Below are 15,540 nucleotides of genomic sequence, written 5' to 3'. Positions count from 1 at the left end.
CGTTGTCCGTGAAGGCCTCCTTCCCTACGCTCAAGGTAGGGAAGGAGGCCTTCACGGACTTTCAGACCCGCTTCGTGGCGGCCTTCAGGGCGACTTTGGCGGCGGTGGTAGCGCCGATGGTGTCCAGCCCGAACAGCGCCGCACCCACCACCGGGGCCACGTCGACCACCTGGATCGAAGCCTGCGGAGCCACTTTCAGGCACCGCCGTTCGATCTCCGCGATCACCTGTGCGCCGACCCCGGTCAGCACTCCCCCGCCGAGGATCACTTCGGGTGCCTCCTCGGTGAGTTCGAGCCGCCGCAGGATGACCGAGACCAGCAGGGCGACCTCTTCGACGAACCGGTCGACCACGTCCTGCGCCACCTCGTCGCCGTCCGCCGCGACGGCGAACAGCAGCGGGCACAGGCCGTGGATCGAATCGGAGTGCAGATCCTGGAAATGCAGGCGCTGCACGACTTCCAGCACCGAGGACGCCTCGAAATGCGCGGTGACAGCCGCCTGCAGAGCCGTACTCGGACCGCGGCCGTCCTCGGCGCGGACGGCCCACCACAAGGCCTCCTCACCGAGCCGGTAGCCGCCGCCCCAGTCGCCGGAGATCTTGCCCAGCGCGGGAAACCGGTGCTCACGGCCGTCGGCGCTGACGCCGGCGCCGTTGATCCCGGCGCCGCACACCACCGCCACGCCCGTCCCGTCGGAACTGCCCGCGCGCAGCAGCGCGAGCGTGTCGTTGCCGACGATCAGCGTGTCGCTCCAGCCGCGTGCCGCCAGCGCGGCGTGCAGGATCGCTTCCTCCCGCGGGAAATCCAGCCCCGCGAGATAGGCCGACGTATGTGTCGCGAAAGGACGTTCGTCGGGAAGCCCTGCCCCGCGAAGGGCTTCCAGGACCAGCTTCTCCAGCGCCTGGACGCTGCCGTCGACCCCGATGTTCTGCGGGGACGCGCCCGGTCCTCGCGACTGCCCGAGCACCCGTCCGTCCCGCGAGACGATCAGGACGTCGGTCTTGCTGTTGCCGCCGTCGATCGCGACGACGACGTCCTGTGAGCCGGCCGTCATGCCCCCGCCCACGGCAGGAACTCACGGTTGATCTTCACCAGCGAGTCGGCGAGCTGATCGGCCTTCGTGTACTGGCCGACCAGCGGATGCGCGAGCAACGCGTCGGCCACCCGGTCCCGGCCGCCCTTGATCGCCGCCTCCAGCGCGAGATGTTCGTACGCGGTCACCCCGGCGATGAGCCCGGCGAACCGCTGCTCCACCGGCGGCTGCGCGATCGGGCGCGGGCCGTTTCCGTCCACAAGGGACGGAACCTCGATGACCGCGTCGTCCGGCAGGAAGTCGAAAGTGCCTTCGTTGCGGACGTTGACGACGTGCTCCTCCGCGGGACCGCCCGAGGTGAGCGCGTGCACGAGCTGTACCGCGGCCTCGGAATAGTAGGCACCGCCCCGCTTTTCCAGCTGCTCCGGTTTGGTCACCACCTCCGGGTCGAGGTACACCTTGAGCAGTTCCTCCTCGACGTCGCTCACGACGTCCGCGCGCGGCCGCTCCGTGCGCTGCTTGGAGACCTGCTCGTCGTGCCCGTAGTAGTACTTCAGGTAGTACGACGGCACGACGTTCATCCGCCGCATCCATTCCACCGGCGCGGTGACGTGCTCGCCGAGGAATTCCGCGTGCTCCGCCAGCAGTTCCGGCAGGCGGTCCTCGCCGTTGACGAGCACCTTCCGTTCCCAGCTCAGGTGGTTCAGTCCGGTGTGGACGAGTTTGACCTCGTCGATCCCGGCGCCGAGCAGATGTGCGAACGTGCGCTGGAGGTGGATCGCGACGTTGCAGAGGCCGACGGCGCGGTGGCCCTCGTTCAGCAGCGCGCGCGTGACGATGCCGACGGGGTTGGTGAAGTTGACGATCCACGTGTCGTCCCCGGCGATCTTCCGCACCCGGTCGGCGATGTCGAGCACCACCGGCACGGTGCGCAACGCCTTCGCGAGGCCGCCTGCGCCCGTGGTCTCCTGCCCCACACAACCGCAGGCGTGCGGGAACGTCTCGTCCCCGCGGCGGGCGCGCTGCCCGCCGACCCGCAGCTGGATCAGCACCGCCGACGCTCCGTCGACGCCCTCTTCGAGGCTCGATGTGGTGCGCACCCGCGCCGGATGCCCGGCGTGGCTCAGCAACCGGTTGCTGAAGTCCCCGACCGCCTCCACCCGGTACGCGTCCGGATCGATCAGCACGATCTCGTCGACGTCCAAAGTGGACCGCCGCCCGGCGATCCCGTCGATCAGCTCGGGCGTGTAAGTGGACCCACCACCGACGACTGCCAGTTTCATCCCTTGACCCCTGTGAATGTGATGCCCTTGACGAAGGACTTCTGCGCGAACACGAACAGCACGATCACCGGCAGCATGATCAGCGCGGTGGCCGCCATGGTGAGGTTCCATTCCACGTGGTGCATCCCGCGGAACGACGCGATCGCCAGCGAGAGCGGCCAGTTGTCGCGGGTCTCACCGGTGTAGAGCAGCGGACCGAAATAGTCGTTCCAGGTGAACAGGAAGCAGAACATCGCGGTGGCCGCGATACCCGGCTTCGCCATCGGGATCAGCACCTTGACCATCGCCTGGAACTCGTTGCAGCCGTCGATCTTCGCGGCTTCGAGGTAGTCCTTCGGAATGGTGAGGAAGAACTGCCGCAGCAGGAAGATCGAGAACGCGTCGAAGAAGAAGTACGGCACGATCAGCGGGACCAGGGTCCCGGTGAACCCGAGCCGCACCCACAGGTCGTACAACGGCACGACGGTGACCTGCGGGGGCAGCATCATCGCGGCCATTGTCAGCATGAAGAACAGGTTCTGCCCGCGGAACTTCAGCTTCGAAAGCGCGTACGCCGCCGGGATCGCCGAAACGAGCGCCCCGACGGTGGCCAGCGTCGAATACAGGATGCTGTTGCCGAAGTACTGCAGCAGCGGTGCCTTCTCGAACACCTCGATGAAGTTCTCGAAGTGCCATTCCTTCGGCCAGAAGTTCGACGACAGCGCCTGATCGCTGGACATCACCGCGGTGAGGAACACGAACAGGATGGGCAGCATGAAGATCACGCCCATCGCGATGCCCACGCTGTGCGTCGCGATCCAGTACAGCTTCTTGTCCCATTGGCGCCGCACCCGCACCTTCGGCGGTTCGGACGCCGGGGCGGTGTGCCTGGGCTCGGCCAGTGTGGTCATCCGCCCTCCTCCTGGTGCTGGGTCTTGCGCAGCTGCCGGACCAGGATCCAGGTGAACCCGGCCGACACGATGAACAGCAGGACCGCCATCGCCGCCGCGTAACCCATGTTGAAGTACCGAAATCCCTGGACGTACAGCCAAACCGGATAGGTCAGCGTCGAATTCTGTGGTGCGCCGATGAATCTCGTGTTGCCCGCGACGTCGGCCGCGCCCGCGGCCGCCGATCCCGCGACGATCGCCTGCGTGAAGAACTGCAACGCGAAGATCATCGAGTTGACGATGCCGAACAGCAGCACCGGCGAGATCGACGGGAGCGTGACGTGCCAGAACCGGCGGACCGGCCCGGCGCCGTCGAGTTCGGCGGCCTCGTACTGCTCCTGCGGCACGTCGAGCAGCGCCGCCAGGATGATGATCATCAGCTCGCCCGAACCCCACATCACCAGCAGGGTCAGCGCGGGCTTCGACATCGCCGGGTCGTTGAACCACAGGCCGCCGTCGATGCCGACCGCCCGAAGGAACGCGTTGACCGGCCCGTATTCCGGGTTGAACAGGAACACGAACGCCAGGGTCGCCGCGGCGGGCGGGGCCAGCGAGGGCAGATAGCAGAGCGTCCGCACCAGGCCGACGCCCGATTTCAGCCGCGAGATGATCGACGCCACGCCGAGCGAGAACACGACCCGGCAAAACGTCAGCACGATCACCAGCCACAACGTGTTGTACGCGGCGGTGCCGACCAGCTGTTCGCTGGTGAACATGCGGATGTAGTTGTCGAAGCCGATGAACTCGGGCGCGTTGATCAGGTCGTAGCGGGTGAACGAGTAGTAGACCGTGGCGATCAGCGGGTACCCGAAGAAGATCAGGAAACCGAGCGTCGCCGGTGCGATGAAGTAGAAGACGGTGCGACGGCGGCGCGCTGCGTTCCCCTTCCGCGTCCGGGTGGACGCGGAAGGGGAGGCGACCGCCCTGGAATCCAGGGTCGAAGTCATGCGATCAGCCGCCGGCGCGTTTCTGGGCCAGCTCGTCGTTGATCTGAGCGTCGACCTGCTTGAGTCCCGCGATCATGTCGGGGACGTTGCCCGCCTGCCACTTCTCCGCGAAGTCGTTGACGGCCTTGAGGTGCGCGTCACCGATCGGGGTCGACGGGTTGGGCATGAGCTTTCCGCCGTTGTACAGATCGAGGAACGTCTTGAACTCCGGCGTGACCTCGAGCTTCGGGTCGCTCAGCGCGGCCTTGGTGCTCGGGACGTTCTTCAGGCCGTTCGACAGCTCGACCAGCGTCGAGGTGTCGAGGGTGACCTGCTTGATCAATTCCCAAGCCGCGCCGGGGTTCTTGGCGCCCTTGGGGATCGCGATGATCGTGCCCGTGGTGAACGCGCCGCCGTAGCGGTCCGGCTTGCTGTCGAGCACCGGCGGGGCCGCGGTGCCGAACTTGAGCTCCGGTGCCTGGTCCTTGATGAACGCGGTGCGGTACTCGCCGTCGATCATCATCGCGAGCTTGCCGCGCTGGAAACCGTGGTCCGCCGAGTACTCCTCACCGAGACCGGCCTTGAACTGCTCGACCTTGGCGTGGCCGCCGTAGAAGTCCACGAGCTGCTTCTGGAAGTCGAACATCGCCTTCCACTCGGGGCTGTCGGCGAGGTGGGACTGACCGTCGGGGCCGATGTAGGTGGCGCCGAAGTTCGGGGCCCAGTACTGCGCCATGTTGGCGTAGAACGGCATCGACGGCAGGAAGCCGGCGACCTTGATGGAGCCGTCCGCGTTGAACTCGGTCAGCTTCTTGGTGGCCTCGAACAGTTCCGAAGTCGTCTTCGGCGGCGACGTGATGCCCTTCGCCGCGAACATGTCCTTGTTGTAGTAGAAGCCGTAGACGTCCGCGAGCAGCGGCATGGCACAGCGCTTGCCCTGGTATTCGGTGTAGCTGCGGACGGCGTCCGGGATCTGGTTCAGGTCGATCTTGTCGCGGTCGATGTAGGGCTTGAGGTCCTGGAAGCTGCCCGTCGAGCACCACGCGCCGAGGTTGTCGGTGAAGAACGAGATCGCCACGTCCGGCGGGTTGCCACCGCGGATGGACTGGGTGATCTTGTCGTCGTCCTGCTGGCCTTCGTGCTTGATCTCGATGTTCGGGAACTTCGCCTTGAGCTTGTTGAGCCCGGCGGTGACCACGTTGTACTCGCGGTCGGTGAACTTGCTGTAGACGGTCAGCGTGAGCTTCGCGTCCGCGGCGGGGGCGGCCGCCGCGTCGCCCGACCCGCCGTTCGGGCCGCTTGCGGCGCCCGAACAGGCGGACACCAGCGCGGCGACGGTGACCGCGCCGAGCACTATCGAGCCGCGCCAACGGCGGCCGCTTCTCCGAACCTGGGTCGTGGAACTCATGACCCTCCTCCTAGTTGGTTGGGGCGGGAGACGGTGGTTCTGTTCGTGATTCCGGGACAGCCACGATCGGGTTCGGCTCTCCCGCCCCGGACCGTCTCGGCCCGAGGAGCGAAGGGGTGTTGACGCCGAAGACGTCCCTGCGCACGGTGGCGAGCGCCGATTGGAGCGCGCCCGCGCGGACCGCGTTGCCCTGCACCGAAGCGACCCCGACCGGGGTGCGGGGCAGGACCAGTTCGTGCAGCCTTTTCGCGACCAGTGCGGCGAATTCGTCGCCACCGGCCCGGCTGGTGTCGCCGGAAAGAAGCACGAGTTCGGGGTCGACGACCGCGATCAGGCTGGCCGCTCCGCCCGCGACACGACGGGCGAGGTCGTCGAGGAAGGCTTCGTTCCCGCTTTCGCGGGCCTTGGCGACGGCGTCCGCGCCGGTCTCGGCCTCGAAGCCGTGCGCGGCGGCCAGCTCGACGACGGCCGGCGACGCGACAAGGTCACCGAAACGATCTCCCCCGCGCGCCGTTTCCTTCCGCGTGGCAACGGAAACCGGATCGGGGACACGCATCCAGTCGATCTCGCCGCCACCGCCGGTCGCACCGCGCAACAGCCGGCGGCCGACCACCACCGCGCCGCCGACGCCGTCGCTGAGCCAGATCATCACGAAGTCGTCGAGCCCGACGGCCTGGCCGACCGTCATCTCCACGATCGCGACGAGGTTGACGTCGTTCTCGATGGTGACCTCGACGCCGAGCTCCCGGCTGAGCCTGCCCGGCACGTCGAACCCGAGCCAGCCGGGGATGTGCGGCGCGGAGGAGAGCAGGCCGGTGCGCGGATCGAAGGCGCCCTGCGCGCCGATGACGACGTGGCGGAGATCGGTGGCGGCGAGCCCGGCGCTGTTCGCGACGTGGGTGAGCGCCGCGCCGAACGAGCCGACGACGTCCGCGCCCTCGTGGACCGGCAGCGGGACCTGGTACTCGGCGAGCACCGCGCCCGTGACGTCGGAAACGACGAAGTCGGCCTTCTGCGGGGTCAGATCCACGGCCGCGACGTAGGCGACGCCGCCGTTGACCTGCCAAAGCTGCGCCCTCGGGCCGCGGCCTCCGCCACGCACCCCGGCCTTGGTGACGATGTCGTCCTGTTCGAGGCGGGTGAGCAGTTGCGCCGTCGCGGGCTTGGACAGGCCAATCGCGACTTCGAGCTCGGAGCGCGTCAGCGGGCCGTCCCTGAGGAGGACCTCGATGGCCGCGCGATCGTTGATCTCGCGCAGCATTCGCGGACTGCCGGCTCGCACTGGAGGTCACTCCCGACTTCGTTAGGAAACTTTACAGACGGTTTCCGGGGACTGTAGTGAGCCGAGCCACAGCCGTCAACGGGGTCGGGAAACGGGGAGGTAACGCTTGCCGTGTTCCGCACAGCGGGTATGCGTACCGGCGCGGAGGGTGTCCGTTCGAGCGGACCTGCCTGGCGAGTGGTACGCGCCGAACGACGAAGGGCCGCTCAGGAGGTTCGAAGCCTCCCGAGCGACCCTTCGGCGACGCGGTGGTGGATCAGAAGTTGGGCTGCACGTACAGGTCGTACACCCAGGGGAACGTGGGCGAGGGGTAGCACATCCACCCGTTCCAGTCCCCGGCGATCTGGCCGTGGTGGCCGGTGATCCCGCAGTCCTCCTGGCTGTACGAACCGAAGTACTCGTAGTCCGAGGCCTGCGCCGCCCCCGCGGTCACGGCGCTGATGGAGGCGAAGGCCGCCACGGCGGCTCCGGCTACGGCGAATCGCCGCAAGGTGTTCTTCATGTTTTCCCCAGTGTCCTAACTCGATGGTCCTGGAAACGGACAGCAGGAGGATAGCGGGCACGGCACCGCCTTGAGGGCGAATCACCAACCTTCGCCGGGAGTTCTTGACTGGTCATTCTTGAATGACTATTCTCAAACCCATGGCCCGACCACGCCAGTTCGACGAGACGACAGCGATCGAAGCCGCGGCGGCGGTCTTCCGGCAGCGGGGATACAACGCGACTTCGGTCGATCACCTCGTCGAAGCGACGGGTGTCCACCGGGGAAGCCTGTACGGCGCGTTCGGCAGCAAGCACGGCTTGTTCGCCCGGGTGCTGGAACACGGCACCGCGGACCGCGACGAGCAACTCGACCTGCTGCTGGTCGCACTGCTCGAACTCGCGCCCACCGACGAGCGGCTGCGCGCCCGGGCCCGGGCCGTCATCCAGGACCTCGGGACGGCCCCCGACGAGCTGGGACGACGGCTGCTGGCCCGCGCCCGTGTGCAGGACATCGACGACGAAGGAGAAAAGACATGAGCAACAACCGGGTCACCATCAGCGGCGACCGGCTCGTGGTCGAACCCGTGGGGATCGACAAGGTCTGGTCGTTCACCCGGCGCCTCGAATTCCCGCTCGCCCACGTTCGCGGCGCGACACACGATCCGGGCATGCGCGACGAACCGAAGGGCTGGCGCGGGCCGGGTCTCCGGATCCCCGGCAAACTCTCCGGCACCTTTCACGCCGACGGCGACCGGCAGTTCTGGAACGTCTCCGGGTACGACCGCACGGTCGTCATCACCCTCGACGAGGCCGAGGACTTCAACCGGCTCGTGCTCACGGTCGACGATCCCGCCGAGATCGTCACCGCGGTCAACAACGCGATCGCGTGACGACCCGCTCGAATCCGTGAAGGCCTCCTTGAGGGACCCAGATTCCCTCAAGGAGGCCTTCACGGAAAGAGTCGGAAAAGTGGTAGCAAAGGTCCCTTGCTACTCGTCAGACCCCGGCCCAGGCCGCCAGCATCACGCGCGCGATCGACGAGTTCCCCGGCAGCACCAGCTGCCGCGTTCCGCCGGCGATCGGGGTCGGCACGGCGCCCGCGTTCCGCAGCTGACTGTTCGCGAAGGCGGCCCGCACCTCCTCGCGCGAAACCCAGAACGCCTCTTCGATCTCGCCCTCCGCGGGCACGATCGTCGAAGAGATGTCCGCCCGCGCGGTGAAGCCGAGCATGATCGACCGCGGGAACGGCCACGGCTGGCTGCCGAGATAACGCACGTCGCGCACCTCGACGCCGACCTCTTCGCGGATCTCCCGCTCGACACACCCTTCGAGCGACTCCCCCGCCTCGACGAAACCGGCGAGGATCGAGTACCGGTCCGGCGGCCAGATCGGCTGCCGCGCCAGCAGGACGTGCTCGCCGTTGACGCCGGCGTCGTCGTGCACGAGGCAGATCACCGCCGGGTCGGTGCGCGGGTATTCCTCCCGGCCGCAGCCGGTGCACTTGCTCGCCCAGCCCAGCTGGATCAGTTCGGTCAAGCTGCCGCAGCGCGTGCAGAACTTCGCCTGCCGCCGCCAGGCCTGCAGCGCCTGCGCGGTGGTGAACAGCCCGGCCGACGTGTCGTCGAGCAGGTCGCCGTAGCCACGCAGGTCGACCCAGATCTCGCCTTCGTGGCGGGCGACCTGTTCGATGACGCCCCAGCTGCCCGCCATTTCGACGGTCTCCGTCTCCCCGGCGGGGCGGCCGGGCATCGACCAGTAGTCGGTGCCCTGCCACTCCCCCAGGAAGACCGCCTCGGCGGGCGGCGCGGTGCCGAACTCCTGCGACTTGCGGGTCGCGAGCGTGCCGGAACCCTCCACCACCGGGGTGCGCGCGTGCTCGTCGAGCAGCACGATCCGGGCGTTCGGCCAGCGCTCGGCGAGCCTGTCCGGGTTGGTGCGCAAGGATTCCTGACGGTCCGCCGTGGAGCGCGAAAGCGTCGGGAGCGCCCCTAACCCGAACGGCGTCTCCATCAGGCTGGCTCCCCGACAGTCACGTCGCCCAGCGCCGTCAGCTTCGGCGCGAGGACATCGGCGTCGCCGACGACGACCCCGGTGAACCGCTTGGGCGCGAAGAACTCCAGCGCCGCGTTCGCGACGTCCTCGGCGGTGACCGCGGCGAGACGCTCCGGATGCCCGGCCAGCCATTCGACGCCCAGCCCCGTCGCGGCGAGCGCGGAGAGCTGCGCGGCCAGGCCGCCTTGCGACGACGCGGCCGTGACCAGCGAACCGATCGCGTACTGGCGCACCGACTCGACCTCTTCGGCGGTCGGCGGCACGAGGCCGAGCCTGGCCAGCTCGTACCGCGTCTCCATGAGCGCGGCGGCGGTCGCGTCGGTCGCGGTGTCCGCGTCGACATTCACCACGGCGGTCTGGTCGGTGAACTCGAATCCGGAGTGCGCGCTGTAGGTGTAACCCTTGTCCTCACGGATGTTCTCGACCAGCCGCGACGAGAAGTACCCGCCGTAGACCAGGTTCGCCAGCTGCAGCGCCGGGTACCGCGGGTCCGTGCGCGACACGGTCTGCGCGGACAGCCGGATCTGCGACTGCACGGCGCCTGCCCGCGGCACCAGCAGGACGTTGCCGCCGGTGAGCTCGGGCAGCGCGGGCAGGCGGACGGCGGAGCGGTCCGAAGCCCAGCCGCCGAACGCCTTCTCCAGGTCGCCGATGACGGTCTCGGGGTCGATGTCGCCGACGATCACCAGCACGGATCCCCGCGGCAGCACCGAAGCCCGGTGCAGCGCGCGAACCTGTTCCGGCGTCACGACGGCGACGTCTTCGGCCTGCGGGACCTCGCGCACCGCCGGGTGGTCGCCGTAGCGGTGCTTCTGCAGCGCCTCACGGGCGATCGTCCTCGGCTGCGTGCGGGACACGGCGATCCGCTCGATGAGCCGCTCGCGTTCCCGCTCGACCTCGGCGTCCGCGTACGACGCGCCGGTGAGCGCGTCGGCGAGGACGTCGAGCATCGTCGGGAGGCCGTCGGCCAGCGAGGTGCCGGTGACGACCAGGCGCTCCGGGTCGACGCCGGACGCGAGGTCGCCGCCGATCAGCGCCAGATCCGCGTCGATCTCGATGCGGTCGCGGCGGGCGGTTCCGGTCAGCAGGGTCTCGGCCAGCACTTCGGCGGTGGCCGGGTGCAGCTTGTCCTCACCGGCGAACGGGATCCAGACGCGCAGCTCGACCAACGGCACAGTCGGCTTCCGGACGGCGAGCACGCGCAGCCCGTTGCTCAGCGTGGTGTCCACATGGGACAGATCCGCGGCGGCGCGCTGCGTCCCCAGCGACGGGACCGGACGCGGCCCGGCGGCCGTGCGGCCGATCTCCTCGGCGGTGCGGTGCGGTGCGCTCACTGCTCGGAACCTTCCTGATCGGAATCGGCACTACCGGGGCGGACGACGAGGACGGCCCGCGAGTCCGGCCGCAGCGCCTTCGCCGCCGCCGAAACGGCTTCCGCGGTGACCGCCGACATCTTCTCGGCGAGCCGGTACACCAGTGACGCGTCGCCGTAGAGCAGCTCGAACGAGCCGAGGGCCAGCGTGCGGGACACCAGCTTGTCGTGCTCGGAGTGCAGGCTCGCGGCCCAGCGCGCGGTGACCTTCTTGAGTTCCTGGTCCTCCGGCGGCGTGGCCGCCAGCTTCTCCAGCTCCTCGTCCAGCGCGGCGAGGACCTGGTCGGTGCTCACCTCGTGCGGGTGGATCGCGGTGATGGTGAAGGTGTCCGGGTCGCGCGCCTCGAACGGGCCGAACAGCCCGGCGCCCGCGCCGATGTCGACGACCAGCGGCTCACGGTGCACCAGCCGCTGCTGGAGCCGGGAGCCGTCGCCGTCGGTCAGCACGCCGGCGAGCACGAGGTTCGCCAGGTAACCGTCGAGGTCGTTGATCGGGTCCGGCATGCGGTAGCCGACGCCGACCGCGGGCAGCGGGGCGTGCGGGTCCACGTGCTCGCCGCGCAGTTCGCCCTCGGGGGCGGGCTCGGCGAACGACGGACGCTGCGGCGCGGGCCGGTGCGGCACGTCGCCGAAGTGCTTCTCGATCAGCTCGCGGGCCTCCTCGACGGTGAAGTCACCGGCGACGGTCAGCACCGCGTTCGCGGGCGAGTAGTAGGTGTCGAAGAAGGCCGCGCAGTCGTCCAAGGTGGCCTGTTCGAGATCCTCGAAACCGCCGTAACCGTTGTGCGCGTTGGGGAACGTGGAGTACAGCACCGGCGGGAGCAGGATCCACGGGAACCCGCCGTACGGCCGGTTCAGCACGTTGAGGCGGATCTCCTCCTTGACCACGTCGATCTGGTTGGCCAGGTTCTCCTGCGTCAGCTTCGGCGCCCGCATCCTGTCCGCTTCGAGGAACAGGGCGCGCTCGAGAGCCGCGGCGGGGAGGACCTCGAAGTAGTCCGTGTAGTCCGGATGGGTGGAGCCGTTGAAGCTGCCACCACTCGACTGGACGTACCGGAAGTGCGCGAGCTTCTCCAGGCTCTCGCTCCCCTGGAACATCAAATGCTCGAAGAGGTGCGCGAAACCGGTGCGCCCTTCGGGCTCGGAACGGAAGCCCACGTCGTAGTGGACGCTGACACCCACCACCGGAGCGGTCGCGTCGGGCGCGAGCACCACGCGCAGACCGTTGTCGAGGGTGAATCGGACAAGCTCGGGATCGGCCATGCGCACCACCCTACGGGCTACTCAGGCCTCCAGGCGACGACCCTGGCGGGTCGCGGCGAAGGTTCCCACTAGCGCGGCGGTGAAGTCGCCCACCCGCGCGATCGGGACCTCGCCGTCGTCTTCCTTGCCGTACCAGTAGATCTTGGGCGGACCCTTCAGCTCGGCGAATCCGGCGACCCACCGTTCTTGTTCGCCGAGAGCGAGCGCGTACGGCAGCGCCCGGGAAAGGAGCACCTCGCGTTCGAGCTTCGGGACGTCCGCCGCCTTGGTCGCCAGCAGCGCCTCGCGGACGCCGAGCAGCCGCCGGTGCAGCACCACGCCGGCGCCGGTGCGCACCGGCAGCCACCGGGCGGCGACGGCGAGTACCGCGCCCGCGGCGATGACGATCAGCCCGAGCTGGGCGTAGCCGACGGTCAACGCCAGCAGCACGGTGAGGAACAGGCCGTAGAGGCAGATCCGCAGGCCGGCGCGGGGCAGCCTGCCCGGCAGCCGCGAATACCAGCGGCGCTCGACAACGCTGTCGTCCAGCGCCTCCCGCACAGATTCGACGCCGATCCGCGCGGCCTGGATCTCCGACAGCAGCACTGACTCGCTTTCGCCGGGCAGGAGGAGATCGAACACGGCGCGCTCGTAAGTGGTCAGCTGCTCGTCCGGCGGGTTGCGGCGGACGAGCCGCCAGGTGGTCAGCTCGCCGGGCACCTCGCTCACCCAGAGGTAGTTCCGGACGGCGAGGTCGACGACCGTCGCGGCCAGGTCGACGGCGTCGGCTCGGCCCGAGAGGACGGTTCCGACCTGTCCGGGAAGCACACCGTCGGGTGACGAGAACGCCTTCCCGGCGAGCAAGCGGACCGGGAGCGCATCACCCGGGTGCCTGTCCCGCCTCCGCAGGAGGGCCAGCCCGACGGCGGCCGCGATCAGCGCGAGCACGAAGCCGCCCCATGCCCAGCCGACCGGGGCGGTGAGCACGAACGCTCCGGCGAAGGTCTTCGACGGCTCCAGGCGCGCGTTCGCCGGGACGGTGCCGCCCGGCAGTTCGACCGAGATCTCCATCCGCTGACCCGGTGCGAGGTTCTGCTGACTGAACCGGGTCAGTCCGGAATGCGCGATCTGGGCGGTCGCGCAGTGCGCGCGCGAGGCCTCGGGCCCGGCGTAGCAGGTGACCGCGTTCGGGATCGACGGCGCGGCGAAGCTCGCCCGCACGAGTTCGAGCCGGGCGTCCCAGCCGCCCGCGAGCTGCCAGCTCACCCTGGTCAAGCCGTCGGCTTCGGCGACCGCACCGTCCACTGTGTACCGGACGATCGAGGTGCCGCCCTTGAGCTTGACGGTGAACTCGTCATCGGTCAGTTCGGAGTTGCCCGCGCCCTCGATGACGACGTCACGGATGCCGATGATCCGGTCGCGGTCGCGCGGGGCGGCCGTGCGGAGCGGGATCCGGCGGGTCATCGTCGCCTCGCTCGGCACGGACACCGCCTCGACGACCGTGAGCGCGCCGTCGCGTTCCACCTTGAGCGAGATCTCCGCGCTGTTCGGCAATGCGGGCAGTTGCGGTTCGCTCTGCGCTCCCGCCGGTGCCGCGCCCAGCACCAGCAGGAGACCGACCAGCAAGCAGATCTTCACGTCAGGCGGGGACCGGTTCCGGGCGCAGCGAACGCAGGTGACCGGATTCGGCGAGCAGACCGTCCAAAGCGGACAGGAACGACGGCAGATGCGCGGCGAAGCGGCGCAGATCCCGATCGCCCTCGAGCCCGCCGAACCAGTACAGCCCGGCCGAACCGTCCGCCGACGGGTCGAGCGCCTCGAACGTCCGGAGCCAGTGCTCGGTGTCGCCGAGCACGATGGCGTACGGCAGCGACCGGGAGAACACCATCTCCCGGTCCCCCAACGGAATGTCGGCGACCTTGACGGTGTGCAGGTATTCGAGCAGCCCGCGCACCTGGCCGACCAGACGCCTGCCGCGCGTAGTCCTCGGCGGCACCCAGGAGGCGCCCAGCAGCGTCGCGATCCCGGCGAGCGCGACCGCGACACCGAGCAGCGCGTGGCCGGCCGTGAAGGTCAGGACGACCGTCGCCACGAGTCCGAGCGCGATCAGGCCGACACCCGCCCACGTGAGTTTGCTCTTGCCCTTGTCCGGGCGCCGGGAGAACCAGCCCTTGCGCACGACGTCGGCGTACATCGCCTCGCCCGCGACACGGAGGTCGACGGTGCCGCGGCCGCGGAGTTCCGACAGCAGCACGGAATCGGTGCCCTCGGGCAGGAGCGCGGTGTAGATCTCGCGCTCGAACGCGGCGAGGTGCTCGTCCGGCGCGTTGCGGCGCGCGATCTGCCAATCGACCGTCCCGGCGCCGCGGACTTCGGCGATCCACAGGTAGTTGCGGACCGCGAGGTCGACCACCGTTCCGCTGACGTCCACGACGTCGACCGTCTCGTCGACGACCGTCCCGACCTGTCCGGGCAGGACACCGTCGGGTGAGGCGAACGAGACCCGGCCTCCTTCCCGCATGAGGACGTCGACCGGACCGGTGCCCGCGGTGAGCGCGCCCCGGTCACGACGGCGCAGCAGCCAGACGGCGAGCACGCCGAGGACGAGGAACAGGGCCAGCGCCCCGAATCCGAGGCCGGCGAGGGTGGTGAGGGCGAAGGCGCCGCCGACCGAGGCGATCTGCTCGAACCGCGCGTTCGCGGGCACCGTGCCGGCCGGGAGCTGGACGGCGAGGTCGACCCGTTCGCCCGGCGCGAGCTTGTCCTGCTCGATGCGGACGACGCCGCTGTGGTCGGTCTCCGCGAGCGAACACTGCTTGTCCGAACCGAGCGGCCCGGCGAAACAGTCCACTGTGGGCATTTCGCGCGTCGGCGCGCTGAACGAAGCGGACACGCGGGACAGTTCGCCGTCCCAGCCGCTCGCGACCTGCCAGCGCACCTGCTGGGCGCCGTTGACGTCCGCGACCGCGCCGTCCACTTTGTACTTGAGGGTGGACGCGCCACCGTCGAAGGTGGCGACCAGCTGTTCGCCGTTCGGCTCCGTCTTGCCCGCACCCTCGACCGAAACGTCACGGATCCCGTAGACGCGGTCCTGTTCCTCGCCCGCGGGCACCTTGAACGGGATCCGGCGCACCAGATGCTGTCCACCCGGGACGGTCACCTGCTCGGTGATCGACAGCGAACCGTCGCGTTCCACCTTCACCGCGACGTTCGTGAACGCTCCGCTCGGCGGCTGGAGCAGCCCGAGCTGACCGCGCGCGCCCAGCGGCGGCGGCTTCGGCAGCTGTGGCGCGTTGGTCAGCGAAGGGCCCGCTCCGGGCGCCTCCGGCACGTTCGTATCCGACGGCGGGGCCATCAAGGCCGAGCTCGCCGCGACGGCCACGACCGCCGTCCCCCATTTCGTCAACACAGCCACACACTCTAGGGCAGCCGATCTATGCTGACCGCCGAAACGCCGAATCCGCCACCTGGGCGAACGGCGTTGCCGAACAGCATGGGGGATCCACTCGATGAACCAGCAGCCGCCCGGC

General features: G+C 69.1%; 14 protein-coding genes. 2 read left to right on the top strand and 12 right to left on the bottom strand.

Annotated elements, in window-relative coordinates; genetic code table 11:
- Nucleotides 1–61 precede the first annotated feature (61 nt).
- From AORI_RS46755 to AORI_RS46725, 7 genes are all read right to left on the bottom strand, one after another.
- On the bottom strand, nucleotides 62–1,066 hold the full coding sequence (locus AORI_RS46755; protein WP_016331550.1) for an N-acetylglucosamine kinase: 1,005 nt from the start codon (nucleotides 1,064–1,066) through the stop codon (nucleotides 62–64).
- Nucleotides 1,051–2,316 (bottom strand): 6-phospho-beta-glucosidase, encoded by a 1,266-nt coding sequence (locus AORI_RS46750; RefSeq protein ID WP_016331549.1) that lies wholly within the window; start codon nucleotides 2,314–2,316, stop codon nucleotides 1,051–1,053. Before AORI_RS46750 ends, AORI_RS46755 begins: the two co-directional genes overlap by 16 nt.
- A complete protein-coding gene (locus AORI_RS46745; RefSeq protein ID WP_016331548.1) occupies nucleotides 2,313–3,206 on the bottom strand; it encodes a carbohydrate ABC transporter permease in 894 nt (297 codons plus the stop codon). Before AORI_RS46745 ends, AORI_RS46750 begins: the two co-directional genes overlap by 4 nt.
- Nucleotides 3,203–4,192 (bottom strand): carbohydrate ABC transporter permease, encoded by a 990-nt coding sequence (locus AORI_RS46740; RefSeq protein WP_016331547.1) that lies wholly within the window; start codon nucleotides 4,190–4,192, stop codon nucleotides 3,203–3,205. The genes AORI_RS46745 and AORI_RS46740 overlap by 4 nt, the downstream gene beginning before the upstream one ends.
- Before the next feature lie 4 nt (nucleotides 4,193–4,196).
- A complete protein-coding gene (locus tag AORI_RS46735) occupies nucleotides 4,197–5,579 on the bottom strand; it encodes an extracellular solute-binding protein (RefSeq protein ID WP_043847917.1) in 1,383 nt (460 codons plus the stop codon).
- A gap of 10 nt (nucleotides 5,580–5,589) precedes the next feature.
- On the bottom strand, nucleotides 5,590–6,840 hold the full coding sequence (locus AORI_RS46730) for an ROK family transcriptional regulator (protein ID WP_016331545.1): 1,251 nt from the start codon (nucleotides 6,838–6,840) through the stop codon (nucleotides 5,590–5,592).
- A 277-nt stretch (nucleotides 6,841–7,117) separates the two neighbouring features.
- The gene (locus AORI_RS46725) at nucleotides 7,118–7,363 is read right to left on the bottom strand and encodes a hypothetical protein (protein ID WP_016331544.1); all 246 of its coding nucleotides are present in this window, start codon (nucleotides 7,361–7,363) and stop codon (nucleotides 7,118–7,120) included.
- 140 nt (nucleotides 7,364–7,503) lie between these two features.
- Here AORI_RS46725 and AORI_RS46720 point away from each other — a divergent pair, with 140 nt between their 5' ends.
- Nucleotides 7,504–7,881, top strand: coding sequence for a TetR/AcrR family transcriptional regulator (locus AORI_RS46720; protein ID WP_016331543.1), 378 nt, complete (start codon nucleotides 7,504–7,506; stop codon nucleotides 7,879–7,881).
- On the top strand, nucleotides 7,878–8,234 hold the full coding sequence (locus tag AORI_RS46715) for a hypothetical protein (protein WP_016331542.1): 357 nt from the start codon (nucleotides 7,878–7,880) through the stop codon (nucleotides 8,232–8,234). Before AORI_RS46720 ends, AORI_RS46715 begins: the two co-directional genes overlap by 4 nt.
- A gap of 106 nt (nucleotides 8,235–8,340) precedes the next feature.
- Here AORI_RS46715 and nudC read toward each other — a convergent pair whose 3' ends face one another.
- From nudC to AORI_RS46690, 5 genes are read right to left on the bottom strand one after another with little or no spacing between them, the layout of a single operon-like run.
- Nucleotides 8,341–9,354, bottom strand: a complete 1,014-nt coding sequence (gene nudC / locus AORI_RS46710; RefSeq protein WP_016331541.1) for an NAD(+) diphosphatase — start codon at nucleotides 9,352–9,354, stop codon at nucleotides 8,341–8,343.
- On the bottom strand, nucleotides 9,354–10,730 hold the full coding sequence (locus tag AORI_RS46705) for a M16 family metallopeptidase (protein ID WP_016331540.1): 1,377 nt from the start codon (nucleotides 10,728–10,730) through the stop codon (nucleotides 9,354–9,356). Before AORI_RS46705 ends, nudC begins: the two co-directional genes overlap by 1 nt.
- On the bottom strand, nucleotides 10,727–12,031 hold the full coding sequence (locus AORI_RS46700) for a M16 family metallopeptidase (protein ID WP_016331539.1): 1,305 nt from the start codon (nucleotides 12,029–12,031) through the stop codon (nucleotides 10,727–10,729). Before AORI_RS46700 ends, AORI_RS46705 begins: the two co-directional genes overlap by 4 nt.
- 21 nt (nucleotides 12,032–12,052) lie before the next feature.
- On the bottom strand, nucleotides 12,053–13,636 hold the full coding sequence (locus tag AORI_RS46695) for a DUF2207 family protein (RefSeq protein ID WP_228688303.1): 1,584 nt from the start codon (nucleotides 13,634–13,636) through the stop codon (nucleotides 12,053–12,055).
- A 13-nt stretch (nucleotides 13,637–13,649) separates the two neighbouring features.
- Nucleotides 13,650–15,365, bottom strand: coding sequence for a DUF2207 domain-containing protein (locus tag AORI_RS46690; RefSeq protein ID WP_476692325.1), 1,716 nt, complete (start codon nucleotides 15,363–15,365; stop codon nucleotides 13,650–13,652).
- Between the last annotated feature and the right edge of the window lie 175 nt (nucleotides 15,366–15,540).

The sequence above is a fragment of the Amycolatopsis keratiniphila genome (assembly GCF_000400635.2).
GTDB lineage: Bacteria > Actinomycetota > Actinomycetes > Mycobacteriales > Pseudonocardiaceae > Amycolatopsis > Amycolatopsis keratiniphila.
Note: the sequence above shows the minus strand (reverse complement) of the source record. Positions and strands in the feature narration are given on the sequence as shown.

Bases quoted from the DNA above. Each gene is read 5' to 3' on its own strand.
- AORI_RS46690 (WP_476692325.1), bottom strand. From the start codon at position 15,365: ATGGCCCCGCCGTCGGATACGAACGTGCCGGAGGCGCCCGGAGCGGGC.
- nudC (WP_016331541.1), bottom strand. From the start codon at position 9,354: ATGGAGACGCCGTTCGGGTTAGGGGCGCTCCCGACGCTTTCGCGCTCC.
- AORI_RS46725 (WP_016331544.1), bottom strand. From the start codon at position 7,363: ATGAAGAACACCTTGCGGCGATTCGCCGTAGCCGGAGCCGCCGTGGCG.
- AORI_RS46745 (WP_016331548.1), bottom strand. From the start codon at position 3,206: ATGACCACACTGGCCGAGCCCAGGCACACCGCCCCGGCGTCCGAACCG.
- AORI_RS46750 (WP_016331549.1), bottom strand. From the start codon at position 2,316: ATGAAACTGGCAGTCGTCGGTGGTGGGTCCACTTACACGCCCGAGCTG.
- AORI_RS46740 (WP_016331547.1), bottom strand. From the start codon at position 4,192: ATGACTTCGACCCTGGATTCCAGGGCGGTCGCCTCCCCTTCCGCGTCC.
- AORI_RS46715 (WP_016331542.1), top strand. From the start codon at position 7,878: ATGAGCAACAACCGGGTCACCATCAGCGGCGACCGGCTCGTGGTCGAA.
- AORI_RS46720 (WP_016331543.1), top strand. From the start codon at position 7,504: ATGGCCCGACCACGCCAGTTCGACGAGACGACAGCGATCGAAGCCGCG.
- AORI_RS46730 (WP_016331545.1), bottom strand. From the start codon at position 6,840: ATGCTGCGCGAGATCAACGATCGCGCGGCCATCGAGGTCCTCCTCAGG.
- AORI_RS46735 (WP_043847917.1), bottom strand. From the start codon at position 5,579: ATGAGTTCCACGACCCAGGTTCGGAGAAGCGGCCGCCGTTGGCGCGGC.
- AORI_RS46700 (WP_016331539.1), bottom strand. From the start codon at position 12,031: ATGGCCGATCCCGAGCTTGTCCGATTCACCCTCGACAACGGTCTGCGC.